19 protein-coding genes are annotated in these 21839 nt (G+C 69.8%); 12 read left to right on the forward strand and 7 right to left on the reverse strand.

Going from position 1 to position 21839, the window contains the following annotated elements; translation table 11 throughout:
• Positions 1-3549 (reverse strand): AMP-binding protein (locus tag JK364_RS56600; protein WP_230993896.1); only part of this gene is annotated, 3549 nt, incomplete at its 3' end.
• Positions 3550-3903: 354 nt separating this feature from the next.
• Here JK364_RS56600 and JK364_RS52660 point away from each other — a divergent pair.
• Positions 3904-4896 (forward strand): FkbO/Hyg5 family chorismatase, encoded by a 993-nt coding sequence (locus JK364_RS52660; RefSeq protein WP_201858599.1) that lies wholly within the window; start codon positions 3904-3906, stop codon positions 4894-4896.
• Positions 4897-5003: 107 nt separating this feature from the next.
• Here JK364_RS52660 and JK364_RS52665 read toward each other — a convergent pair whose 3' ends face one another.
• Positions 5004-5483, reverse strand: a complete 480-nt coding sequence (locus JK364_RS52665) for an AtaL-like protein (RefSeq protein WP_201858600.1) — start codon at positions 5481-5483, stop codon at positions 5004-5006.
• A gap of 271 nt (positions 5484-5754) precedes the next feature.
• Between JK364_RS52665 and JK364_RS52670 the strand changes: the two genes are divergently transcribed.
• From JK364_RS52670 to JK364_RS52695, 6 genes are all read left to right on the forward strand, one after another.
• Positions 5755-7191, forward strand: a complete 1437-nt coding sequence (locus tag JK364_RS52670; RefSeq protein ID WP_201858601.1) for a DHA2 family efflux MFS transporter permease subunit — start codon at positions 5755-5757, stop codon at positions 7189-7191.
• A gap of 61 nt (positions 7192-7252) precedes the next feature.
• Complete coding sequence (locus JK364_RS52675; RefSeq protein WP_201858602.1) at positions 7253-7927, forward strand: O-methyltransferase; 675 nt, start codon at positions 7253-7255, stop codon at positions 7925-7927.
• A 153-nt stretch (positions 7928-8080) separates the two neighbouring features.
• Positions 8081-8962: a 3-hydroxyacyl-CoA dehydrogenase family protein gene (locus JK364_RS52680; protein WP_201858603.1), complete on the forward strand. Its 882-nt coding sequence runs from the start codon at positions 8081-8083 to the stop codon at positions 8960-8962.
• On the forward strand, positions 8962-9225 hold the full coding sequence (locus JK364_RS52685; protein WP_201858604.1) for an acyl carrier protein: 264 nt from the start codon (positions 8962-8964) through the stop codon (positions 9223-9225). Before JK364_RS52680 ends, JK364_RS52685 begins: the two co-directional genes overlap by 1 nt.
• A complete protein-coding gene (locus JK364_RS52690; RefSeq protein ID WP_201858605.1) occupies positions 9218-10315 on the forward strand; it encodes an acyl-CoA dehydrogenase family protein in 1098 nt (365 codons plus the stop codon). The genes JK364_RS52685 and JK364_RS52690 overlap by 8 nt, the downstream gene beginning before the upstream one ends.
• A 21-nt stretch (positions 10316-10336) precedes the next feature.
• Positions 10337-11428 (forward strand): HAD-IIIC family phosphatase, encoded by a 1092-nt coding sequence (locus tag JK364_RS52695; protein WP_201858606.1) that lies wholly within the window; start codon positions 10337-10339, stop codon positions 11426-11428.
• 104 nt (positions 11429-11532) lie between these two features.
• Here the strand turns inward: JK364_RS52695 and JK364_RS52700 are convergent, their stop codons facing one another.
• Positions 11533-12753 carry a metallophosphoesterase gene (locus JK364_RS52700; RefSeq protein WP_201858607.1) on the reverse strand — a complete coding sequence of 407 codons (1221 nt, stop codon included), beginning with the start codon at positions 12751-12753 and terminating at the stop codon, positions 11533-11535.
• A 184-nt stretch (positions 12754-12937) separates the two neighbouring features.
• Here JK364_RS52700 and JK364_RS52705 point away from each other — a divergent pair, with 184 nt between their 5' ends.
• Complete coding sequence (locus tag JK364_RS52705; RefSeq protein ID WP_201858608.1) at positions 12938-13576, forward strand: TetR family transcriptional regulator; 639 nt, start codon at positions 12938-12940, stop codon at positions 13574-13576.
• A gap of 113 nt (positions 13577-13689) precedes the next feature.
• A complete protein-coding gene (locus JK364_RS52710) occupies positions 13690-14157 on the forward strand; it encodes an ester cyclase (RefSeq protein WP_230993897.1) in 468 nt (155 codons plus the stop codon).
• Here JK364_RS52710 and JK364_RS52715 read toward each other — a convergent pair.
• Positions 14067-14909, reverse strand: coding sequence for a GyrI-like domain-containing protein (locus JK364_RS52715; protein WP_201858616.1), 843 nt, complete (start codon positions 14907-14909; stop codon positions 14067-14069). The two genes, JK364_RS52710 and JK364_RS52715, sit on opposite strands and share 91 nt — an antisense overlap.
• Before the next feature lie 80 nt (positions 14910-14989).
• On the opposite strand from JK364_RS52715, the gene JK364_RS52720 reads away from it, so the two are divergent.
• Positions 14990-15715: a dienelactone hydrolase family protein gene (locus tag JK364_RS52720; protein WP_201858609.1), complete on the forward strand. Its 726-nt coding sequence runs from the start codon at positions 14990-14992 to the stop codon at positions 15713-15715.
• A 562-nt stretch (positions 15716-16277) separates the two neighbouring features.
• On the opposite strand, the gene JK364_RS52725 is transcribed toward JK364_RS52720, so the two are convergent.
• Positions 16278-16832, reverse strand: coding sequence for a hypothetical protein (locus JK364_RS52725; RefSeq protein WP_201858610.1), 555 nt, complete (start codon positions 16830-16832; stop codon positions 16278-16280).
• Positions 16833-17587: 755 nt separating this feature from the next.
• The gene (locus JK364_RS52735; RefSeq protein WP_201858611.1) at positions 17588-18412 is read right to left on the reverse strand and encodes a calcium-binding protein; all 825 of its coding nucleotides are present in this window, start codon (positions 18410-18412) and stop codon (positions 17588-17590) included.
• 350 nt (positions 18413-18762) lie between these two features.
• On the opposite strand from JK364_RS52735, the gene JK364_RS52740 reads away from it, so the two are divergent.
• Complete coding sequence (locus JK364_RS52740) at positions 18763-19293, forward strand: hypothetical protein (protein ID WP_201858612.1); 531 nt, start codon at positions 18763-18765, stop codon at positions 19291-19293.
• 363 nt (positions 19294-19656) lie between these two features.
• On the opposite strand, the gene JK364_RS52745 is transcribed toward JK364_RS52740, so the two are convergent.
• Positions 19657-20166 carry a MarR family winged helix-turn-helix transcriptional regulator gene (locus tag JK364_RS52745; protein WP_201858613.1) on the reverse strand — a complete coding sequence of 170 codons (510 nt, stop codon included), beginning with the start codon at positions 20164-20166 and terminating at the stop codon, positions 19657-19659.
• A gap of 99 nt (positions 20167-20265) precedes the next feature.
• Here JK364_RS52745 and JK364_RS52750 point away from each other — a divergent pair, with 99 nt between their 5' ends.
• Positions 20266-21564 carry an amidohydrolase family protein gene (locus tag JK364_RS52750; protein ID WP_201858614.1) on the forward strand — a complete coding sequence of 433 codons (1299 nt, stop codon included), beginning with the start codon at positions 20266-20268 and terminating at the stop codon, positions 21562-21564.
• The last annotated feature ends 275 nt before the right edge of the window (positions 21565-21839 follow it).

The raw sequence follows: 21839 nt of genomic DNA on the forward strand, positions 1-21839 counted from the left end.
GGACACGGCCGGGCCCTCGAACCCGAACGTGTACGACACCCGGCCCGACACCACGCTCCCCGAGCCACCACTGCTCAGATAGCCCTCCAGCTCCGGCGGCACCGTGCGCAGGCGCGAGATGTAGTCGTGGTACATGACGCCGGCGAAGACGCCGGTGCGGCTGCCGCGGAGTGAGGTGGGGTCGATGCCGGCGCGTTCCAGCACCTCCCAGGTGGTCTCCAGCAGCAGTCGCTGCTGCGGGTCCATGGCCAGCGCCTCGCGGGGCGAGATGCCGAACAGGGCGGCGTCGAAGTCGCCGGCGTCGTGGAGGAAGCCGCCCTCGCGGACGTAGGAGGTGCCGGGGTGGTCCGGGTCGGGGTCGTAGAGGTGGTCCAGGTCCCAGCCACGATCGGTCGGGAAGCCGGAGATGCCGTCGCCGCCTGAGGACAGCAGTTCCCACAGCTCCTCGGGTGAGGTCACGCCGCCCGGCAGCCGGCAGGCCATCCCGACGATCGCGATCGGCTCACCGGAGGGAGCGGCGGGGTCCGCCGGCTCCGTGTCGGGGCCCGCCGCGGATGTGTCGCCGAACAGGCGGCCGCCGAGGTAGGCCGCCAGGGCGTCGGGGTTGGGGTAGTCGAAGGCGAGTGTGGCGGGTAGCGCCAGACCGGTCGCCGCCGCCAGTCGGCCGCGCAGCTCCACGGCGCTGGTGGACGTCATGCCGATGTCGCGGAACGACTGCCGGCCGTGTACCGGCCGGCCGCCGGTGATCACGCCGACCTCGGACAGCACCAGGTCGAGCAGGGCACGGTCGCGCTCCGTCTCGGGGAGCCGGGCCAGCCGTCCGGCGGCGCCGGTGTCGACAGCCGATGCGGCCAGTTCGTGCCGTATCGCCAGCACCGACGCGTCGTCCACCGTGGTCGCCGCGTCGAACAGGGCGAGCCTCTCCCGAGACGTCAGCTCCTCGCGTGGTCCCCAGCCGAGGGCCAGCGCGGGCAGCCCTCCGGCGTGCCGACGGCCGGCCACCGCCTGGAAGACCGCGTGCGCCGGGCCGTTGTCGATCGGTGCGGAGAGCACGAACAGTGACGGGGGCGCTTCCCGGGTGAGCTCGTCCAGGGCCAGCGCGTCCTGGAGCGGGCCGAGTTCGACCTCGCCGGCGAGCGTGGTCGGCAGCGTCTCCGGACCGGCCACCTGCAGCACGGCCGTGACCGGCGGCCCGGCCGTCCGGAACGCCTCCGCCAGCGATGCCCGGTCGCCGGGCGCGCGGACCGTCTGAGTCACGGACGCACCCAGCTCGGTCAGGCGCGCGACCAACTCCGGTACGGCCGTGCGGGCGAGCAGCCGCACATGCCGTATGCCGTACGCGGCGACCAGGTGCCCGGCGAGCTCGGCGGCCTGCTCCTGGTCCGCGCCGGAGACCAGTACGGTGCCGTCCGGGTCCGGCCGGCTCACCCGCTGCCCGCTCCCCGCCCGTGCCAGCCGGGGGACCAGCACCTGGCCGTCGCGCACCAGCGCCCGCGGCCGCCCGGACGCCAGGACGGCCGACAGCGCGGCGGTCGCCTCGCCGCCGTCGGCGTCCACCAGCACCGGCGCGTCGTGCGGCGCGTCCGCCCGCATCGACTCCACCAGCCCCCAGGCCGCGGCCTGCGCCGGGTCGTGGCCCACGCCGTGGGTCAGCACCGCCACCCGGCCGGACTGGTCGGCCAGCCCGGCCCGCACCGCGCGCAGCACATCGTCGAGGGATCCGCACGGGAGGTCCACGACGGCCGACCAGGGCGCTTCGAGGTCCGCCGTCGCCTCGCCGCCACCGGCCCGGTGCGCGGACGTCGCCTGGTCGCCGTCCCCGAGCCTGTCCCCCGGCCCGGCCCCCGTCCCGTCCCCCAGCCTGTCCCCTGGCCCGGCCTCCGGCCCGTCCCCCGGCCTGTCCCCCGTCCCGTCCCCCAGCCTGTCCTCCGTCCCATCCCCCGGCCCGGCCTCCGTCGACAGCGCCGTCCACTCCACGCGGAACAGCGACTCGAACGACCCGGCGCTCACCGCCCGCAGCCGGGCCGGGCTCTGCGCCAGCGCGTGCCGCTTGATCTTCCCGGACCCGGTGCGCGGTATGGAACCGATCTCGTACAGCTCCTCCGGCACCTTGAAGTACGCCAGGTGCTCGCGGCAGGCGGCGAACACCTCGTCCGGGTCGAAGCCGTCCGCGGCCGGCACGAGGAAAGCGACCGGCACCTCGCCGAGGGCGGGGTGGGCCGAGCCGACGACCGCCGCGTCGGCCACGCCTGGCACTCGCAGCAGCACCTGCTCGACCTCGGTCGGGTGGATGTTCTCTCCGCTGCGGATGATCAGCTCGCTGAGCCGGCCGGTGATGGTGTGGTAGCCGAGGTCGTCGCGGCGGCCGAGGTCGCCGGTGCGGTACCAGCCGCGGGGCAGCGCCGCCTCGGTCGCCTCCGGCTGGTTGTAGTAGCCGACCATCAGGCTGGGCCCACCGACCCAGATCTCGCCCTCCTCGCCGGTCTCGACACTCTCGTGGGTCTCCGGGTCGACGATCCGCACGGTCAGGCCGGGCACCGGCAGTCCGCAGGAGCCCTCGACCTGGGTTCCGTTCGGCCAGTTGGCGGTGATCAGGCCGCATGTCTCGGTGCTGCCGTAGCAGTCGAGCAGGGGAACGCCGAAGGTCTCCTGGAACTCCGCGCGCAGGGTCGTGGTGCTGATCGCGCCGGCCGACAGGCACACCCGCAGGTTCGGCAGCGACAGGTCGCCATCCCGGGCGGCGTCCAGCAGGTAGTGGTACATGGTCGGCACACCGGCCAGGAAGGTGAACTCCTCGGCGCGCAGCGTGTGCAGCAGTTCCTCGGCGTCGAACGCCTCGGTGATCCGTGCCGTCGCGCCGACCGCGGTCACGCTGAGGACGCAGTAGATGTGCGCCAGACTGTGGAACAGCGGCACCGGCCAGAGCACCCGGTCGGTCTCGGAAAGCCCCAGCACACCGGTGGACGAGGCGGCCACCGACCACAGGCAGCTGCGCTGGGTGGACAGCACGCCCTTGGGCCGGCCGGTGGTGCCGGAGGTGTAGAGCATCCAGGCGATGTCGTCCAGTCCGAGGTCGTCGCGGGCGGGCTGCTGCGGTTCGGTCTCGGCGAGCGCGTCGAACGGCACCGCACCGCTCTCCTCGTCGCCGGTCACCACCACGGTCAGATGCGGCCGTTCGGCCTGGAGCCGGCGCACCTGAGGCAGCCGGGTGTGGTCGGTGACGATGACCCGGGCCGCGCTGTCGTCGAGCAGATAGGCGAGCTCGGCGGTGGAGGAGTGCGGGTTGATGGGCACGCCGATCGCGCTGGCGCGCACGATGGCCAGGTAGCTCTCGATGGTCTCGACGCAGTTGCCCAGGTAGATGGCGGCCCGGTCGCCGGGCAGCAGCCGCAGCTGCGCGAGATGTCCGGCCAGCCGGCGGGTACGGGCTTCCAGCTGGGCGTAACTGACGCCACGCCGCGAGTCGGCGAACGCGGTCTGGGTTCCCCTGCGGGCCGCGTGTGCCTTCAGCAGCTCGGGCAACGGCCGGATCAGCTCGCGACGGAGCATGCCACCACACCTCTCGGTCGTACCGGTCGTCCCGCTCGGTCGGCGTTCCGCTGACGGTGCCCGCCGACCCGCGGGCGTCAATTCCCGGGTTATTCCAAAGGCCGTGTCCGTAAAAGCGGCCAGCAGTCGGCACATTAACCAAGCGAGGGTCCGTAACACCCCCCTAGCCGCCCCCTAGTGGTCACTATTTTCGTGTACTCACCGGTCGCCACCGCAGCCTGGTCGGGGCGCAGTGTAGCTTTTTTGGTGGGCCGCAAGAACGGCTCCGGCGCATCGTTCCCGGGGCCAACAGAAAGCAACCCGAAGAGAGAACGCGGAGCCACATTGAACCCGTCATCGCTTGTCCGGAATGGGTTGACGTCGTACTTCGAAAACGGGCACGCCAGGGGAGTACCCCCGGCCGGTAGAAAGATCCTCGGGATCGTCAACTACACGTCCGTATGCGAATACCCGACCCTCGACCACGGATATCCCGAACTCGACATCAACATGCTCGCCCCGACCGCGGAGCCCTTCGCCGAGGTATGGGTGACGGACGCCGAAGCGGAGCACGGCGAACGTGACGGAATCACCTACGCGCACGACGGCGAGTACTTCTTCTGCGCCGGTCGTGTACCGCCCACCGGACGGTACACGGAAGCCACCAGAGCAGCGTACGTAACGATGTTCGAGCTGCTGGAGGAATTCGGCTACTCCAGCGTGTTCCGTATGTGGAACTTCATCGGTGACATCAACCGCGACAACGCGGAGGGCATGGAGGTCTACCGCGACTTCTGCCGCGGCCGGGCCGAGGCGTTCGAGCAGTGCCGGCTGGAGTTCGACCAGTTCCCGGCGGCCACCGGGATCGGCTCCCGGGGTGGCGGCATCGCCTTCTACCTGCTGGCCTGCCGGTCCGGCGGACACGTGCACATCGAGAACCCCCGGCAGGTGCCGGCCTACCACTACCCGAAGCGGTACGGCCCGCGTGCACCGCGCTTCGCCCGCGCCACCTACCTGCCGTCCAGGGCTGTGGACGGGGCCGGCGGCCAGGTCTTCGTGTCCGGCACCGCCAGTGTGCTCGGCCATGAGACGGCGCACGAGGGCGACCTCGTCAAGCAGTGCCGACTGGCGTTGGAGAACATCGAACTCGTCATCAGCGGCGGGAACCTGGCCGCGCACGGCATATCCGCCGGCCACGGGCTGACGGCGCTGCGCAATATCAAGGTGTACGTCCGCAGGCCCGAGGACGTGCCCGCGGTGCGCGAGATGTGCCAGGAGGCATTCTCACCGGACGCCGACATCGCGTATCTGACGGTGGACGTCTGCCGCTCTGATCTGCTGGTGGAGATCGAGGGCGTGGTCATGTAGGACGGTCGGGCGCGCCCGGCGCCCGCGCAATGCCGACCGGCGCCCCGGAATATCGTCCGGGGCGCCGGAATGTCGCGGTCCGGCCGCGACGCGGCATGAGCGGCAATTCAGGCCGCGGTGGTGTCCAGTGTGACCTTGCGCAGCGTCTCCGCGGTCTGACGGGCCGTCTCCAGCACACCCGCGTCGGTCTCCGCGAGCAGTCCCTCGACCTCGGTGATGCGCTTCGCGGAACGCTCCGACAACACCACCGAGACGGTGTAGCGGAAACGGCCCTCGGGGTCCTGGTCGAGTTCGTTGATGACCGCGGTGAAGCGTGGGTCGTCCAACACCTCGAAGTCGATGCGCCACCGGTCGCGGCGCGGCGTGACGCGTTCCCGCACGGTGTCCTTGCCGAAGAAGACCGCTTCCCGCAGGAAACCGTCAGGATACCGCTCGACGATGCGGCACTCACTGATCTGTGCCACGTAGTCGATCGGGTACTCCGCCTTACGGAGGAGGGTCTCCCACAGTGCGTCGTAGCTGATTCCGTCCTGGCTGTCCGTCGTGGAATCGTTGATCAGGGCGGAATGAGAAATAATAATGGCCACTTTTTCTCGCTCTCAGCGGGTGCGGCGCCCTACCCGGTTCGGCCGCACGATCTTCGGCTGACGGCTCGGCAGTCGCGAGCGTAGAGCGGGCCCGGTCGGGCCGGGAATTCGGAGTTTTCCACCGTCCGTCCATCGGGCGGTAATTTCTTGTCCCACAACCTCCGGGTGGCGGGCGTTTCCGCAGGTCAGCGCCATATTGTTGGCCTTGACCACGATGAGCGGATGATGGGAATGTATGCACCGTGCACCGTGCCCTGATCCGGAGGAAGAGATGAAAGCGCCACGACTTAATCCGAAATTATCAGTCAGCGTGATGTTCACCGTCTCCATGTTCGTGCGCATGCTCGATATGACGATCGTGACCGTGGCACTGCCGGCGATCAGCCGGGACTACCACGTCGACACGATCAGCGCCGGTGTCGTCGTGGTCAGTTACCTGTTGGGCCTGGTCATCGGCATCCCCGCGGCGAACTGGTGCGGCGACCGATGGGGCACCAAGCGGGTGTTCGTGCTGGGCCTGGTCGTCTTCACGGCCGCCTCCGTCGCGTGCGCGGCGTCCCAGAATCTTTCGGCACTGATGCTCTTCCGGCTCCTCCAGGGCCTCAGCGGCGGCCTGTTCGGGCCGGTGGTGATGGCGATGCTGATGCGCACCTTCCCGCCGGAGGAGCGGATCAAGGCCAGCCGGGTCATGACCATCCCGATCGCCGCCGCCCCGCTGATCGGATCGGTGCTCGGCGGGTTCATCGCCGACTCGCTCTCCTGGCGCTGGATCTTCTACATCAACCTGCCCATCGGCGTCGCCGCGACGCTGTTCGCCGTGTTGTTCCTGGACGACGACGGGAAGCGGGCACGCAACCCGTTCGACGTCCTTGGCTTCGTCTACTCGGCCGGCGGGCTCACCCTGCTGATGTACGGGCTGAACAAGAGCGTGACCGAAGGCTGGACCTCGGCGCTGGTGCTCGGCTGCGTCAGCGGCGGCGTGGTGCTGCTGGGCCTCCTGGTCTTCACCGAATTGCGGGCCGCTCACCCCCTGTTGGACCTGCGGGTGTTCGGCAACCACATCTTCCGGATCAGCTCCGGCATCATCTTGATGATCACCGCGTTCAACGCCGCGTACAACTTCGTGTTCCCGCTGCTGTACCAGGAGGTGTTCGGCCGCTCGGCCCTGCGCGTCGGCATCGATATCGGCCCCGCCGCCATCGGAGCCATCGCCGGGGCACAGGTCGCGGTGAAGATGTACCACCGGCTCGGTCCGCGCAGGCACCTGCTGGTGTCGCTGACCGCCTCGTTCGTGGGCCTGGCGCTGATGGCGTTGATCGACGGCGGCACCCAGCGGTGGCTGGTGTGGCTGATCATGCTCTACACCGGCGCGGTGAGCGCCATCGCCTACAACGCCGCGCAGACCACGTCGTTCGCCACCCTGACGCCGCAGCAGGTCGGGGTCGCCTCCTCGCTGTTCAGCACGGCCACCCAGACCGGCGCGGCGCTCGGCGTCAGCCTGCTCAGCACCGTCCTGGCCGGCCTGGGCACCACCACCGACGCCGGCGCGCCGGACCTGTCCACGTACCAGCTGGGCTTCGTCATCACCAGCGGACTCGCGATCGCAGCGCTGCTGCTGACCCTGCGGGTCCGCGACAGCGAGGCGGCCGGCACGCTGGAGTCGAAGCCGGAGAAGGAGTCGGTCGCCGACGCGAATCCGGCCCCCTAAACCCCCCTAGAAACGGCACCGGCCCCGCCGCGCCGCGGCGTGCTCTCCCACCATGGGGGCCATGGCGAACCAAGTGAGCACGTCCGCGGAGCTGCTGGACTACATCACCTCGGTCTCGCTGCGTGACGACGAGATCCTGCGCGGCCTCCGCGAGGAGACCGCCGGGCTGCCGGGCGGCACAACGCTCCCGGTGGCCGCGGAGGAGGGCCAGCTGCTCGCCCTGCTGGTCTCGCTCACACAGGCGAGGACCGTCCTGGAGATCGGCACCTACACCGGGTACAGCACGCTGTGCATGGCCCGCGCGCTGCCGCTCGACGGTCGGATCGTGACGTGCGACGTCACCGACAAGTGGCCGTCCGTCGGCCGTGAGTACTGGAAGCGCGCGGGTGTCGCCGACCGCATCGAGGTACGCGTCGGCCGGGCCACCGAGACCCTGGACGCGCTGCTGGCCGACGCCGGCTTCGGGCCGGACTCCTTCGACCTGGTCTTCGTCGATGCCGACAAGGCGAACTACCCGGCCTACTACGAGCAGGCGCTGCGGCTGGTACGGCCGGGCGGGCTCGTGGTCATCGACAACACGCTGTTCTTCGGCCGGGTCATCGACCCCACCGCGCAGGACCCCGACACCGTCGCGGTGCGGGAGCTGAACGCCAGGCTGTTCACCGACGACCGCGTCGAGCTGTCGCTGCTGCCGGCCGCCGACGGCATCACGCTGGTCCGCCGCACCGCCGTCTGATCCACCGCACCACCCCAACCCCCTTGCCGGCCCGCCCCGCCGCCCGGCCGCACCGCCCCGGCGGCCGTGGCGGCCGTGGCGGCTCGGCCCCGCCGCCCGGCCGGCCCGCCGCCGGGCCGCCGGCCCCACGGAAGTGAACGTTCGGGAGGACATGTGACGTCAGCAGCTCATGAGCCGCAGGACCGGGCGCTGGTGGTGCTCGGCGCCGGTGTGATGGGCGTCGGCATCACCACGCTGGCCCTCGCCCACGGGGTGCCGGTCACCCTGGTGGACACCGCGGAGGGCGTGCTGCCCGTGGCCCGCGGCCGGATTCGGGAGGGCCTGCGGATGGCGCAGATGATGGGTGCGCTGCCGAAGGACGTCACCACCGGGGAGCTGACCGAGGTCACCGCCCCGGCCGAGGTGGACTGGGCGGCCGGCCCGGCCGCGGTGATCGAGGCCATCACCGAGGACGCCGAGCTGAAAGCCAAGGTGCTGGCCGAGGTGACCCCGGCGGTCGCGCCCGGCACCCCGCTGATCTCCAACACCTCCTCGATCCCGATCGACGAACTGGCGGGCGCGGTCAGCCGGCCCGAGGACCTGCTCGGCACCCATTTCATGAACCCGTCGTACCTGATCCCGACCGTCGAGCTGATCCGCGGCCCGCGCACCGGCGAGGCCGCGCTGCGTGCCACCCGGGAGCTGCTGGACCGGATGCGGCGCAAGGTCATCGTGGTGAACGACGCCCCCGGGTTCGTCACCAGCCGGGTGCTGCATCCGATGATCAACGACGCGGTGCGGGTGGTGGAGGAGGGCACGGCCTCCGTCGAGGACGTCGACGCGCTGATGCGGGGCTGCCTGGGGCACCCCACCGGGCCGTTGCGCACGGCCGATCTGATCGGCATCGACAACCTCGTCGACTCGCTGTGGGTGCTGTACCGGCGCACCGGCGACGAGGGCTGCCGACCGTGCGAACTGCTGCTGTCCAAGGTCCGCGACGGACACCACGGCCGTAAGAGCGGCCGCGGCTTCTACACCTACGAAAGGGCGATGTGATGGGTACCAGCACGGAGAACGCGTCCGTCGAACAGCAGCTGCTGTCCTTCCTGGAGGAGCGGACCAAGACCCCGTGGACGCCCGACCGCGATCTGTTCGCCGACGGCGGCCTGTCCTCGCTCTTCGCCATGGAGCTGGTCGTCCACCTGGAGTCGGCCTTCGGCATCGTGGTGGCCGGCCCGGACCTTCAGCTCAGGAACTTCCGCACCGTCAACGCGATGGTCGCGATGGTCGACCGGTTGCGGCAGGCAGCCGGTGAATGACCGCGAGGCCCTGGTCAGCGAGCTGGTGGGGGACCGTGCCGACGCCTGGGACCTGGCCGGCCTGATCCCCACCGAGCTGCTGCGGAAGCTCGGCGAGGCCGGACTGCTGTGCGGCGAGGTTCCCGGACAGTACGGCGGACTCGGGCTGAGCAGCCTGGACAACGGCCGGTTCACCGCACATGTGGGCAGCCTGTGCAGCTCGCTGCGGTCCGTCATGACCTCGCAGGGCATGGCCGCCTGGACCGTCCAGCGGCTGGGCAGCGCCCGGCAGCGCGCCGACTACCTGCCGCGCCTGACCTCCGGCACGCTGGCCGCCGTCGGCTTCAGCGAGCCCCAGGCGGGCAGCGACCTGTCCGCGATCAGCACCGAGATCCGCCTGGACGGCGACGACGTAGTGGTGGACGGCCGCAAGATCTGGGTCACCGCGGCGCACTACGCCGACCTGCTGGTCGTCTTCGGCCGTTATGGCGACGGCGCCGCGGCGGTGCTGGTGCCCGCCGACGCCCCCGGTGTCACCGTCGAGCGGGTAGCCGACCCGATGGGCTGTCGGGCCGCCGGGCATGCCGGCATCCGGCTCGACTCGGTGCGGCTGCCGCGCGGTCGCGTCCTGGGCGGTGCCGGCGCGGCGCTGACCATGCTGGTCACCGCCGCGCTGTCGTACGGCCGGATGTCGGTGGCCTGGGGCTGTGTCGGCATCCTGCGGGCCTGCCTGACGGCGGCCTCCCGCCACGCCAAGTCCCGCGAGCAATTCGGCCGGCCGCTCGCGCAACACCAGCTGATCGGCGGTCACCTGGCCGACCTGCTGGTGGCCGAGCAGACCGCCACCCGGGTGTGCGAGCACGCCAGCCGCTGCTCGGACGACGGGTCGCCGGACCTGGTGACCGCGGCGGTGCTGGCCAAACACGTCGGTGCCACCCAGGCGGCGGCCGCCGCGGCCACCGCCGTCCAGGTCCTCGCGTCGGCGGGCGCGTCGGACGGACATGTGGTGGCCCGCGCGTACCGGGACGCCAAGTTGATGGAGATCATCGAGGGCAGCAACGAGTTGTGCCGGCTGATGCTGGCCCAGCACGCGCTGTCGGTCTCGGGCTGATCGGGCTGAGAGGAGAACACGGTGGACAGGCAGGTCACCATCGTCAAGTGCGTGGTGTGGGACCTCGACAACACCCTGTGGAAGGGGACGCTCCTGGAGGACGGCGAGGTCAGGCTCTTCGACGGAGTGCGCGAGGTCATCGAGGAGCTGGACCGCAGGGGCATCCTCCAGTCGATCGCCAGCAAGAACGACCACCACCACGCCTGGGCCAAGCTGGAGGCGCTGGGAGTGGCCGAGTACTTCCTGCTGCCCAGGATCGGCTGGGGGCCGAAGTCCGACTCCGTCCGGGAGATCGCCGAACGGCTCAACTTCGCGCACAGCACCATCGCCTTCATCGACGACCAGCCCGCCGAGCGAGCCGAGGTCACCTACCACCTCCCCGAGGTGCGCACCTACGACGCCGGGCAGGCGCTGTCCCTTCCCGAGCTGCCGGAGTTCTCCCCGCCCGCCTCCACCGTGGATTCCCGCCGTCGCCGGGAGATGTACCGTGCCGGCTTCGAGCGGGACACGGCGCGCACCGAGTACGCCGGGCCGGACGAGGACTTCCTGCGCTCACTGCGACTCGTCATGACCATCGGCAAGGCCGGTGAGGAGGAGCTGACCCGGGTCGAGGAACTGACCCTGCGCACCAGCCAGATGAACGCCACCGGTGTGCACTACTCGGACGCCGCGTTACGCGGTCTGCTCGCCGACCCGGCCCACGAGGTGCTGGTGGTCACCATGTCCGACCGGTTCGGCACACACGGCGCGGTCGGCATCGTATTGCTCGAGAAGCTGGCCGAGGTCTGGCACCTGAAGCTGCTGGCGACATCCTGTCGAGTGGTCAGCTGGGGCGCCGGCGCCACCATCCTGAACTGGCTGTGCGACCAAGCGGCCCGTGCCAGCGTGCACTTGGTCGCCGACTTCCGCCGCACCGACCGCAACCGGATGATGGAGATCGCCTACCGGTTCGCCGGCTTCTCCGAGCAGGACTGCGCCTGCCGGTCCACCATCACCCACGCCCCGGAGATCGAGGGCACCGAACGCCTCCACCTGGAGCCGGCCCGGCAGCCTGCGTCGTCGACGGTGACGGTGAGCGCCAAGGACATCGAGGGGCCGGTGGCGAGGGCCTGACACCTGTGCCGGTTAATGCCTCGTGAGTTGGAGCGACTACCGGGGGTGCCGCCGCATCCTCGGCTCGTGGACACCTCCAGGCGGATGTGTCGGCCCGCCGAGTGCTATATCGAGGTGGGCAGGTGCGGGGAGCGGAGCACGAGCAGGGTGATCTCGCTGGGGGCGAAGACGCGGAACGGCGGGCCCCAGAACCCGGTGCCGCGGCTGGTGTAGAGGAGGGTGCGGGGGCCGTGGCGGCTGAGGCCGGCGAGGGCGGGCTGGTCGATGCGGACGAGGTGGTGGAAGGGCCAGATCTGGCCGCCGTGGGTGTGGCCGGAGAGTTGGAGGTCGATGCCGGCGGCTGCCGCCCGGTCGATGAACTTGGGCTGGTGTGCCAGGAGCAGGACGGGCAGGTCGGGGTCGGCGCCGTTCAGGGCTCCGGCGAGGTGGGCGCGGTGGCCCGCCAGGCCGGAGGACTCGGCGGTGACGTCATCCACGCCGGCGACCACGAGGGTGTCGCCTCCGCGTTCGAGCAGCAGATGGCGGTTGCGCAGCGGCTCCCAGCCCAGCTCGTCCATCAGGTCGACCCAGCCCTGGGCCTCGCTGTAGTACTCGTGGTTGCCGGTGACGTATACCCGGGCCCGGGTGGCCCGCACGGTACCGAGTGGGGCGGCCTGGGCGCGGCGGCGTTCGGCCGTGCCGTCCGCGATGTCGCCGGTGTGGCAGACCAGGTCGGCTTCCAGAGTGTTCACCGTCTCGCACACCCGCGCCGACCAGCGCGTGCGATCGAGCGGGCCGTAGTGGGTGTCGGTGATGAGGGCGACGCGGACGCCGTCCAACCCGGCACCCAGCCGGGGGAGTTGCACATCGAGTCGGCGCACGCGTGGCACGCGGCGGGCCTCGGCGTACCCCCAGCCGAGCAGTACGGCGGTGATGCCGAGGATGGCCCAGGTGACGATTCGGGCCCGGTCCTGGCTCTCGCCGACGCCGGCCACGGTCAGGGCGAGCCGCAGGAGGACGCCGAGCAGAACGGACCAGGTGAACAGGATCCAGCTGGTGCCCAGCAGGGTGTCGCCGATGATCGCCGCCCGGTCCTGCTGGCGCCGGCCGTGGCCGCGCGCCATCGCGAGCGGCATACCGATGAGACCGAGGGCGAACAGGGCGGTGCCGACCAGCGTGACGGGCAGCGGCCAGTGCTGGCCGCTGCCCAGGAGCACCCAGCAGGGCACGGCCCACAGCAGGACGGGGGCGATCAGGGGCATGAAGCGCATCAGGCGGCGCAGTCGGCTCTGCCGCGGCGCTCGTGCCTCACCCTCGGCGGGCCGGGTGTTGCTGGTGTCGGTCACGCTTCCCCTCCCTGACCGGGCTGCCCTCTCGGGCACTGTATCCGGTCGCCTTGGGGCGGCCGGACCGGCGTTCATGGGCGCGGCCCCCCGAGCCAGGGCCTGCGCCGGGCCATTCCGGGGAGCAAGGCCACCTGGGTACGCCGCTGCTTGACAATGAACTCAAGCAACTGCTTGAGTTCATGCCGTGACACGGGGCGAAAAGACGGATTTGCGTAGAGAGGCCGGTCAGCGCACGCGGGACGGCCTGCTGGCGGCCGCCCTGGAACTGCTCGCGCAAAGAGGGCGGGAAGGCCTGACGCTCCGCGAGGTCACAGACCGCGCCGACGCCAATGTCGCCGCGGTGAGTTACCACTTCGGATCGTTGAAAGGGCTGTGCGAGTCGGCGATCGAGCGGGCCATGGAACGGTACCTGGACGCGCAGATCCTGGCCGTCGAATCCCTTGGTGCCACTTCGACACTCCAGGAGCTGGCGGAGGCGTTCGCCCGTCCCATGGTGCGCGCGCTGGGGGCCGGCGGACAAGACCTGGCCGTGATGCGGACCGTGGCGCGCGTCGGAATCGATCCGCCCCAGGGGTGGGGCCGGCTGGCCGGCAAGTTCGACCAGGCCCGCCAGGATGCCCTCCGGGTGCTGATGGTGAACCTTCCCGGAGTCGAGGAGCAGGAACTCATCTTCCGGACGCGGTGCGCCGCCGGCATGCTGAACTGGCTCGCGCTGGCACCCATCGGCACCGAGCTGGCCGCCATGCCCACCGAGCAGATTGAGCGCCAGCTGATCCCCGTGGTGGCCGGAGCGTTCCACGGGTACCCCGCCATCGGCCGCTGACCAGGGCGGAGACGGTCTCACCCAACAATTCAAATGATTGCTTGACAGGGCCCCTGGGTGTCGGCATGATTCTAATCAATCGATTGATTAACTTCATGGAAGGGAGGGCTGCGATGTCCCCTCACGCAGCAGCCGTGGTTGAGGCGGCGTACCACGCGGCGGAAGGCGGCGTCCTGGACGTCCAGGGATTCAAGGACCTGTTCGCCGAGGACGGCGTGTTCAACAACGTCGTCGCCGGGGAGAGCTTCCGCGGTGAGCAACTGGGTGACCAGGTCGTGACCATGGGCCGGCTGGTGCCGGACATCCACCGGGAGCTCCACCGGTTCCATGTGATGGGCAACATCGTGGCCGTCGAGCTGACCATCGAGGGCACCTTCGCCGGGCCGTTCGAAACGCCCGTCGGCGTCATCCAGCCGACCGGCGCGAAGCTCAGTGTCCCGACCGCCGACTTCTGGTACGTCGAAGACGGCAAGATCAAGGAGTTCAACTGCTACTTCGGCATCAGCGCCCTGCTCGCGCAGTTGGGCGTGCAGCCGGACTTCGCCTCCGCGGTCACGGGGGCGACCGAGGCCGACAGCTGACCAAGCCCGCCGATCACGAGGGTGGTGTGCGTCTGCGCGGCGGACGCACACCACCCGCGCCTGACTTGCTTGTCTCTACGCCGACGATTGAGCGCTTCGGAGGCGAGCAGCCACGCCACGAGGGTGCACCAACGATCGGGCTGGTCGGTGTCGCGCGGTCCGACGAGATAGACCTCCTCGACGAGGTCAGCGGAGCGCAGGCCGTTTCGGGCGGCAAAGGCGCCAACGGCGGCGTAGGTGAGGTCGAGGTCGTCGTGCGGACCGCAGTGGGTGGCGACGGCGGCTGTCCGCTGAGGCAGGTGGAGCTCCCGCACGGCATCGGACACTCCTGGCGGCAGGGGCGGCTCGGCCGGGAGATGGACGGTGGCACGGCCCTGGCCCTCGGTGAAGATCGTGTGCTCGTAGCGGCCGCCGGGCGGGAGCACCGGACGCCCGCCGGCTGCCGCGTCAAGGTCGCGCATCGCGACGTCGTACCAGCTCAGCTCGGTTCCGGGCGGAACGTCCAGGGAGACGGCGAGGACGCGCTGAGGTGGAAGAACCTCAAGGCTCACCGACCGTTGGGCCTGCGGGCCGAGGAGTTCTTGCAACGCCTGAACCGCTCGCTGGGTGCGACCGAGCCGGTCTTCGAGCCGGCGCGGGTGGGCGGCGACGATCTGTTGCGCCGCGCCATGGCCCGTCGCGCCCTCGCCGGCGGACTCCGCCTCCAGGAAGCGCCGGAGGTCCGGTAGCGGGAGCGTGAGCCATCGCCGCATTTCGGAGGAACATCCGCGCTGTTCTGCCAGCGGCAGAACAGCGGCCCGACCGGACTCGACGATCACTACTGTCCAGTCGCATGACGACGGTTACCACGCGCATGGTCGAATACCCGGCCGACGGCCTGACGATGATCGGGCACCTCGCGCTCCCGGCCGGTGTCGACCGCCGGCCCGCGGTCCTGGTCGGGCCCGAGGGGGTGGGGCTCAGCGACGTCGAGCGCCGCCGGGCCGATGCGCTCGCCGAGCTGGGATACGTGGCGCTGGCCTTCGACCTCCACGGCGGGCGCTATTTGGGCGACCCCGAGGAGATGCTGGCCCGTTGCATGCCGCTGCTCGCCGACCCCGACCGGATGCGAGGCATCGGCCACGCGGCGCTCGACGTGCTCCGCGCCGAGCCGCGGGCCGACCCCGACCGGATCGCCGCCGTCGGCTACGGCACCGGGGGCGCAATCGCGCTGGAACTCGGGCGCGACGGCGTCAACCTGAGCGCGATCGCGACAGTCAACGCACTGACCACGGGCCGACCGGGCGAGGCGGCGCGCATCCGCTGCCCGGTGTGGGCCGGGGTCGGGTCGGAAGACCCGATCATGCCGCCCGCGCAACGGGACGCGTTCACCGCCGAGATGCGGGCCGCGGGCGTCGACTGGCGCCTCGTGGTCTACGGCGGCGCCTTGCACGCCTTCCACCACCCGCCGGTCGACCACCCCGTGGTCCCCGGCGTCGGCTACCACCCACGGCACGCGCAGCGAGCCTGGCACGACATCGTCGACCTGTTCGCCGAGTGCCTGACCGTAACGGAGTGATCTGGTCGACAACCGCGATTCCGGGCCGCGGACCAGGCCCGTCGACCGCCACCGGCTCCGGTGGTCTCACCCTCGACACGGTCAGCGGCTGGCGGGATCGGCCTGCCGCCCGGGCCCGTGGGGAGGTGCGGGCAGCCGAACGAGATCAGGTGCATCGGGTGCATGTGGGGACTCTTCTGAGGGTGTGGGAGTGGCGGGTGGGTCGGTGAAGACGGGCATGCCGAGGTCGACCAGTTGGGGTCGCCCGTCGCCCGTCGCCCGGCTGAGGCTGTTGAGCTTGGCGGTGGCGGCGTCGAGACTGACCTGGAGTCCTTCGACTTCGCCGAGCCAGCCGTTGCAGCGAGCTTCGCGGGTGCGTTCGCGGAGGTTCTGTCGGAGGGCTCGCGGTACTCCTCCTGGGGCCGGTCAGCCCTGCGCCGGTCCAAAAAGATGCGGCAGGTCCGCACCAGGTCGTCCTGGAAGACGGCGAGGTATGCCTGGGTGGTGGTCAGCGTCTTGTGACCGAGGATTCGCGCGGCCTGCGGGGGTGTCGACGCCCGGTCGGCGTCTTGCCGCTACCGACTCATTGCGTTCTCAGTTTGCGGCTTCCGGCTCGGTTCTTCGCGATGTTTCGGATCTTCTTTCTGCTGCCTGACTCGGCGACCAGGGCGAGTACCGCCGGCGATGTCGAATGCTGGGCGAGGAAGCGCTGCATCCAGTCCGTGACCTCCGCCAACTCGGCCGGTGTCGGCATTTGACCATTCTCGATGGACAGGTAGAACAGCCAGTCGTGGATGCGGCGGCGGATGAACTCGCGGTTCCCTTCCGCCTTGAGTTGGTCGATCTCTGGCAGTAGCTCGTCCGACCACTGCCGGAACTCGGCAGGACCGGTCACCTTCATCGCAATCCTGTCCAAGAGGTCGACCACCGCCGTCTTGGACACCATCTCGATGGGGTCGCGCAGGATCGTGGCCACAATCGCGCGGTCTCGGTCGCGGCTCCGCGAGGAAGCGGTTACCGAGACGACGCGTTGGTACGCGGACGATCGGACGTGCTCGTCCGCGACGGCATCGTCGACGTCCACCTCGACGATGTCGGCCCCCGCCAGCAACTCGGCCACATCGGAATGCAATGTCATCGCTTCATCCCTTGCCGCAAGTTTGGTTCTTGGCGTCCTCGCGCCGCTCCCGTTCAGCCTGCTCCTCCGCCTGATTTCACCTGCCGAGCTTCTTGTCATGTTCCACCGCTTGTCGCTGCGAGCGCGTGAGCTCAGGTTGGCCACACCCAGGTGAAGGTCAGGGGTGTTCCGTCCGGGCTGGTTTTCGTGAGGCGGCGCCCCAGGGGGCGTAGGTGTACGTCCACTCCTCGCCGAGCGGAGTGGTGGTTTTGGTGAGCTGGTCTTGGGCGTTCCAAGTGTAGGTCCAAGAGCCAGTTTGACCGCTCGGGAGTTTGCGGGCTTCGCGGATGAGGCGGCCGACGGCGTCGTGTTCGTAGGTGCGGGTGCAACCGTTGAAGTCGGTTTCGGAGAACGGACCGGAGCACGCCGCTCAGCCGTGCGGTCACCGGCCGCTTCACCACACAAGCCTCGGCGAGCCGGCGTGCAGGAGCGGGGCGACCAGCGGATGCGAGCGCGGGTGGCGTTCGCTCAGGGTGGCGCGGTTGATGTATGCGGGCGGCCTCGGTGGGCGTCCGGTGTGGTCGGCCTGGGTGGCGAGGTCGGACGCCGCCTGCGTCGCGCACCGCGAGGCCGTCGGCCGGCGGATGGTCTGGTCAGATGGTCTGGTCAGGGGGCGAGTTGTGTTGCCCGCTCGGTGGCGGAACGGCCCGGGTCGTCGACCCGGGCCGTCTTGTTGTTCAGGTCCCTGAGATGCCTTGCGGTCTTTTGAGGTTCCCTCAGAATCCCTCGGGGACCGATCCGTCCTGGTCGATGACGTTGTCGCCGGGGCCGCCGTCGATGTCGTCCTGGCCGGGGCCGCCGAAGAGGTAGTCGTTGCCCGGTCCGCCCTTGATGGTGTCGTTGCCCTCTTCGCCGTCGATCGTGTCATCGTTGCCGGCGCCGTCGAGGTGGTCGTCGCCGGGGCCGCCGTAGATCTCGTTGGCCACGTCATCGCCGGTGACGATGTCGTCGCCGTCCCCGGCCCACACCGCGAACGAGTCGGTGATGGTGTCGTTGCCGGCGTTGCCGTTCGCGTTGGTGGCGTGGCTGATGGTGTCGTCGCCGTCGCCGCCCACCGCGACGGAGGCGCCGATGATGGTGTCGTCGCCGGTCCCGCCGTCGACGTTCACATCGCCGCCGGAGATCTTGGCGCTGTCGTTGCCGTCGCCGAGTTCGACGTTGCCCTGGTCGCGGCCGTGGTCCGGGTCGGGGACGGGCACGGTGCAGGTCGCATACGTCAGGTCGGCCGCGGTGGGGTGGGTGCAGCCGGTGCCGGCGTTGATCTCGACAATGTCGTCGACGCCGAAGGTCAGCGTGGTGTCGGTCTCGCTGACCCGCTTGATGGTGAGCTTGTTGGTCTGGCCGTCGGCCGCCTTGTAGGCCATGACTCCGTCGGTGACGGTCACGGTGGCCGGCGACGCGGCCGACGACACCGGCGATGACGCGGGCGAGGTGGCGGCCTGGGCATTCCAGGCGAAGAGTCCGGTGCTGGCCGCGACGGCCAGTAAGGCGGCGACGCCGACCGGGCGGACGCGGCGGGAACGCGGGCCAAGGGTGGACACGAAAGACCTCCGTGGGGGTGGATCTGATTTCCGATCACCCGTTTCGACGTGGAAATTCCGCGCGGGGTTGTGCCACTCCCATGCCCTGTTCACCGATCTATCCGAATTCCCATTCGCGTTCAGCTGTACGGCACCGGGAATTTACCGCGCGTTGCTGGAATGTGTGTTCTACGAGCGGCGGGAACTCCGGTGAGTCCCGGAAACGGGTGGCGAAGGCCGTACGGGGCATCGGTCGTGGATCGGCTCTGGGCCGGTATCCATCAGGAGTCCTCACAACGTCCGCGGTAAGAGTGAGTCGCTCGGCGGCGCAGGGCATAGTTTGAGGTGTTCACGACCCGGGAGGGGGCCCGATGAGGCGTACGGAAGCGGCCAGGCAGTTGGGGAGGTTCGTGCGGGAGCACCGGACCGATGGGGCGAGACGCCTGCGGCAGGCCGGTATCTGGCTGATGGCCGGGGCTGTGGGCACGGCCTTCGGGGTGCCGGTGGCGATCGCGTCGGTGGGCACGACGGAGGGGGCCCCGGGGCTGGCGGGATTGCTGCTCGGGGTCGGCCTGGTGGGGTGGGGTCTGGGGATCTGGCGTCTGGTGCAGGCGTTCCGTACCCGGGAGCAGTGCTTCGACATTCATGAGCGGGGGTTCACCCACCGGGTGGCGGGCACCGCCACCGTGATCCCCTGGGAGGACGTCGCGCAGGTGAGTACCTCCGGCGGTGACGGCCGGCCGCTCGCCGACGCCCGTGGCATGGGCTCTACGTGCGAGATCCGGCTGCACAGCGGACGCCGGATCCGCGTCGATGCCTTCACCGAGGACATCCGGGGCCTGGCGGTGGTCGTCCATCGTGCGGTTCACCTCGGGCAGTTCCCCCAGGGCCGGCGACGCTGACCGGGCCCTGGCCGTTCGGGGACGGCGGGTCACCCGTGTCTTTGCCGTCGGCGAACTGTCCGGGCCCGGAAGCATAAGGCGTCGGCGGTCCGTGGTGGTGCCGGCCGTCGGGCCGGGGCGATGAGGTGCTTGATCGGTTCGATCACGCGGACGCGTCGCCGGGATGATCGCGTGGGGCGGGGCTTCTTCTTGCCTCGCAACATGATGGCTTGCTGGACGCCGTCGCGGATCTCCCAGCGGAAAACACCCGTGCCGGAACCGGTCGCCGCCGGTCAGTGCCGCCGGTCAGTGCCATCGCCAACGGGGTATCACCGGCCGGGCCGAATCCACCTATCGCGCTCGTCGACTTCGCTTGCCGCCCGATCACCACCGGTGGTCGGGCGCACGATCCTCGGTGGACGCGGGACCAGTCGCCGCGGCATCCGACGCACTGTCGGCCGGGTTCTCCTCGAGGTTGGCGACAAGCCTTCTCAGCAGGTCCACAAGGAGATCGATTTCTTCGGCGCTGAAGCCTCGCAACGCCTGATCGTTGGTCTCGAACAACACCGAGTGCACCTGTGTGAGCTTCGCCAGTCCAGTCTCGGTCAGCGAGATCAGGCTGACCCGTCGATCATGCTGGGCGGCCGTGCGCCGGATGAGGCCGTCGCGGTCCATCCGGGCGAGCAGCTGGGCCATGGACGGCTGCTCGATCCGGGCCAGCCCCGCCAATTCCTTCTGGGAGAGTGCGTCGGCCTTGCTCAGCGCCGCCAGCACGGGCATCTGCGCGAAAGTCAACCCCAGCGGCCGCAGTCGCCGGTCATTGACCCGGGACAACGCACGCGAGGCGATGTTGATCAACGCGGCGGGCGCGGAGCCGAACCTGGAGTGCGTCACGCCTCGAGTATATAGGCTCCTATTGACCAACTACATAGGTACCTATACAGTCCGATGCATAGGATCCTATGCAGTTGGTTGGCAATTAAGGAGACATTCGTGATCATTCGCAACGTGACCGTCATCGGCGGGCAGGAGGCCGCCCCGATCGCCGATGCCGAAGTGGTGGTGACCGACGGACGGTTCAGCGCCATCCGGCCGGCGGCCGACGCGCGGGCGGCGACCGGTGGCACTCCCGTGCTCGACGGGCGGGGTGGCTACCTGGTGCCGGGTCTGTGGGAGAGTCATACGCATCTGAGTGGGCACGCCCACTCCAAGCCCGAGAACGAGCGGGCGAAGTACATCTCCCAGCTACTCACCGACTTCCTGAGTGCCGGGGTGACCAACGTGGTCAACCTCGGCGGTCCACTGGAGACCGAGCTCGCCGCCCGTGACTACCGCGACAAGGCCACCGACGCCGCTGCCGGGTTGTTCTTCGCCGGGCCGGTGTTCACCGGTGTGGCGGGCTGGCCGGTCCTGGACGATCCGGCACGTGCCCCCATCGCCTACCAGACCGACAATGCCGATGTCGCCTATCGTCAAGCACTGGAGCTGGCCGATCAGGTCGACTTCATCAAGTGCATCTACGACGGCGAGCCCGGCGCTCCGGACAAGCTGCCCCTCGACGCCCTCAAGGCCATCGTCGCGGCCGCGCACCAGAAGGGTAAGAAGGTGCTCGTGCATGTCCACGAACGCATCGACCTGGAGGAGGCGGTGGCGTCCGGCGCGGACGGAATCGAGCACGCTTTCCGACCGGAGGACCCCGGTAGTACCGCAGAGGCCCGCGACGTCGCCGCACTACTGGCGGAGACGAACACCTATTACTGCCCCACCCTGGTCACCTGGGAGCAGATCGCGCACAACGGCGAGACCGGCTATTTGCGACAGTTGGTCGATGAAGGTTTCGCCACGCACGACGACATCCCGCGGATCACCAGCCGCCCGATCTACGGGCGCCAGTTCCTCCGGCATTCCGCGCAGGACTCCCGCATCCGTTTCGACTACGCGATGCGCACGCTGGCGCTGATGCACGACGCGGGAGTGAAGATCACCGCGGGCAGCGACGTGGCCCTGTTGATGCCCTCGCCGCCCGTCGCCCTGCTGCGAGAACTGCGATTGCTGGCAAAGGCAGGGCTGCCGCTGCCCGCGGTCCTGGCGGCCGGTACCCGGCATGCGGCCGAGAAGATCGGTCAGCAGGCGACAACACCGGGGACGATCACCGTCGGATCCATTGCCGACGCGCTGTTGCTCGATGCCGACCCCTACGTGGACATCGCGCACCTGGTCGACCGTTCCCACCACATCGGGACGTTGCGGGCCGGGCGGCCAAGCTGGGATGAGGGCCACCCCCGAGCCTGATCACCGAGGACAGATCCACAGGGACGGCTGCCCCTTCCCGTCCGGCTGAGGTTGTTCGCGTGAAGGTCAACGAGCTCCTGCGCCGGACGGTGACATCTATTTGTCTGTCGCGGCAAACGAAGTCTGTTCCCTGGTCACAGTCGTGTTAGCCGGATGTTAGCGGGACGGCGGTGGTGCGGTAGTGGTCCCGGTCAGAGTTGTTGTCGTACCGAGCAGAACACGACACCGACCGCTCCGGGGGACCCGAAATGCGTTCCAACACCACTGCCCGCATG

It is taken from the genome of Streptomyces endocoffeicus, from assembly GCF_016741935.1.
GTDB classification, from domain to species: domain Bacteria; phylum Actinomycetota; class Actinomycetes; order Streptomycetales; family Streptomycetaceae; genus Streptomyces; species Streptomyces endocoffeicus.

Bases quoted from the DNA above. Each gene is read 5' to 3' on its own strand.
- JK364_RS52670 (WP_201858601.1), top strand. From the start codon at position 5,755: ATGAAAGCGCCACGACTTAATCCGAAATTATCAGTCAGCGTGATGTTC.
- JK364_RS52675 (WP_201858602.1), top strand. From the start codon at position 7,253: ATGGCGAACCAAGTGAGCACGTCCGCGGAGCTGCTGGACTACATCACC.
- JK364_RS52685 (WP_201858604.1), top strand. From the start codon at position 8,962: ATGGGTACCAGCACGGAGAACGCGTCCGTCGAACAGCAGCTGCTGTCC.
- JK364_RS52710 (WP_230993897.1), top strand. From the start codon at position 13,690: ATGTCCCCTCACGCAGCAGCCGTGGTTGAGGCGGCGTACCACGCGGCG.
- JK364_RS52715 (WP_201858616.1), bottom strand. From the start codon at position 14,909: ATGCGGCGATGGCTCACGCTCCCGCTACCGGACCTCCGGCGCTTCCTG.
- JK364_RS52720 (WP_201858609.1), top strand. From the start codon at position 14,990: ATGACGACGGTTACCACGCGCATGGTCGAATACCCGGCCGACGGCCTG.
- JK364_RS52725 (WP_201858610.1), bottom strand. From the start codon at position 16,832: ATGACATTGCATTCCGATGTGGCCGAGTTGCTGGCGGGGGCCGACATC.
- JK364_RS52740 (WP_201858612.1), top strand. From the start codon at position 18,763: ATGAGGCGTACGGAAGCGGCCAGGCAGTTGGGGAGGTTCGTGCGGGAG.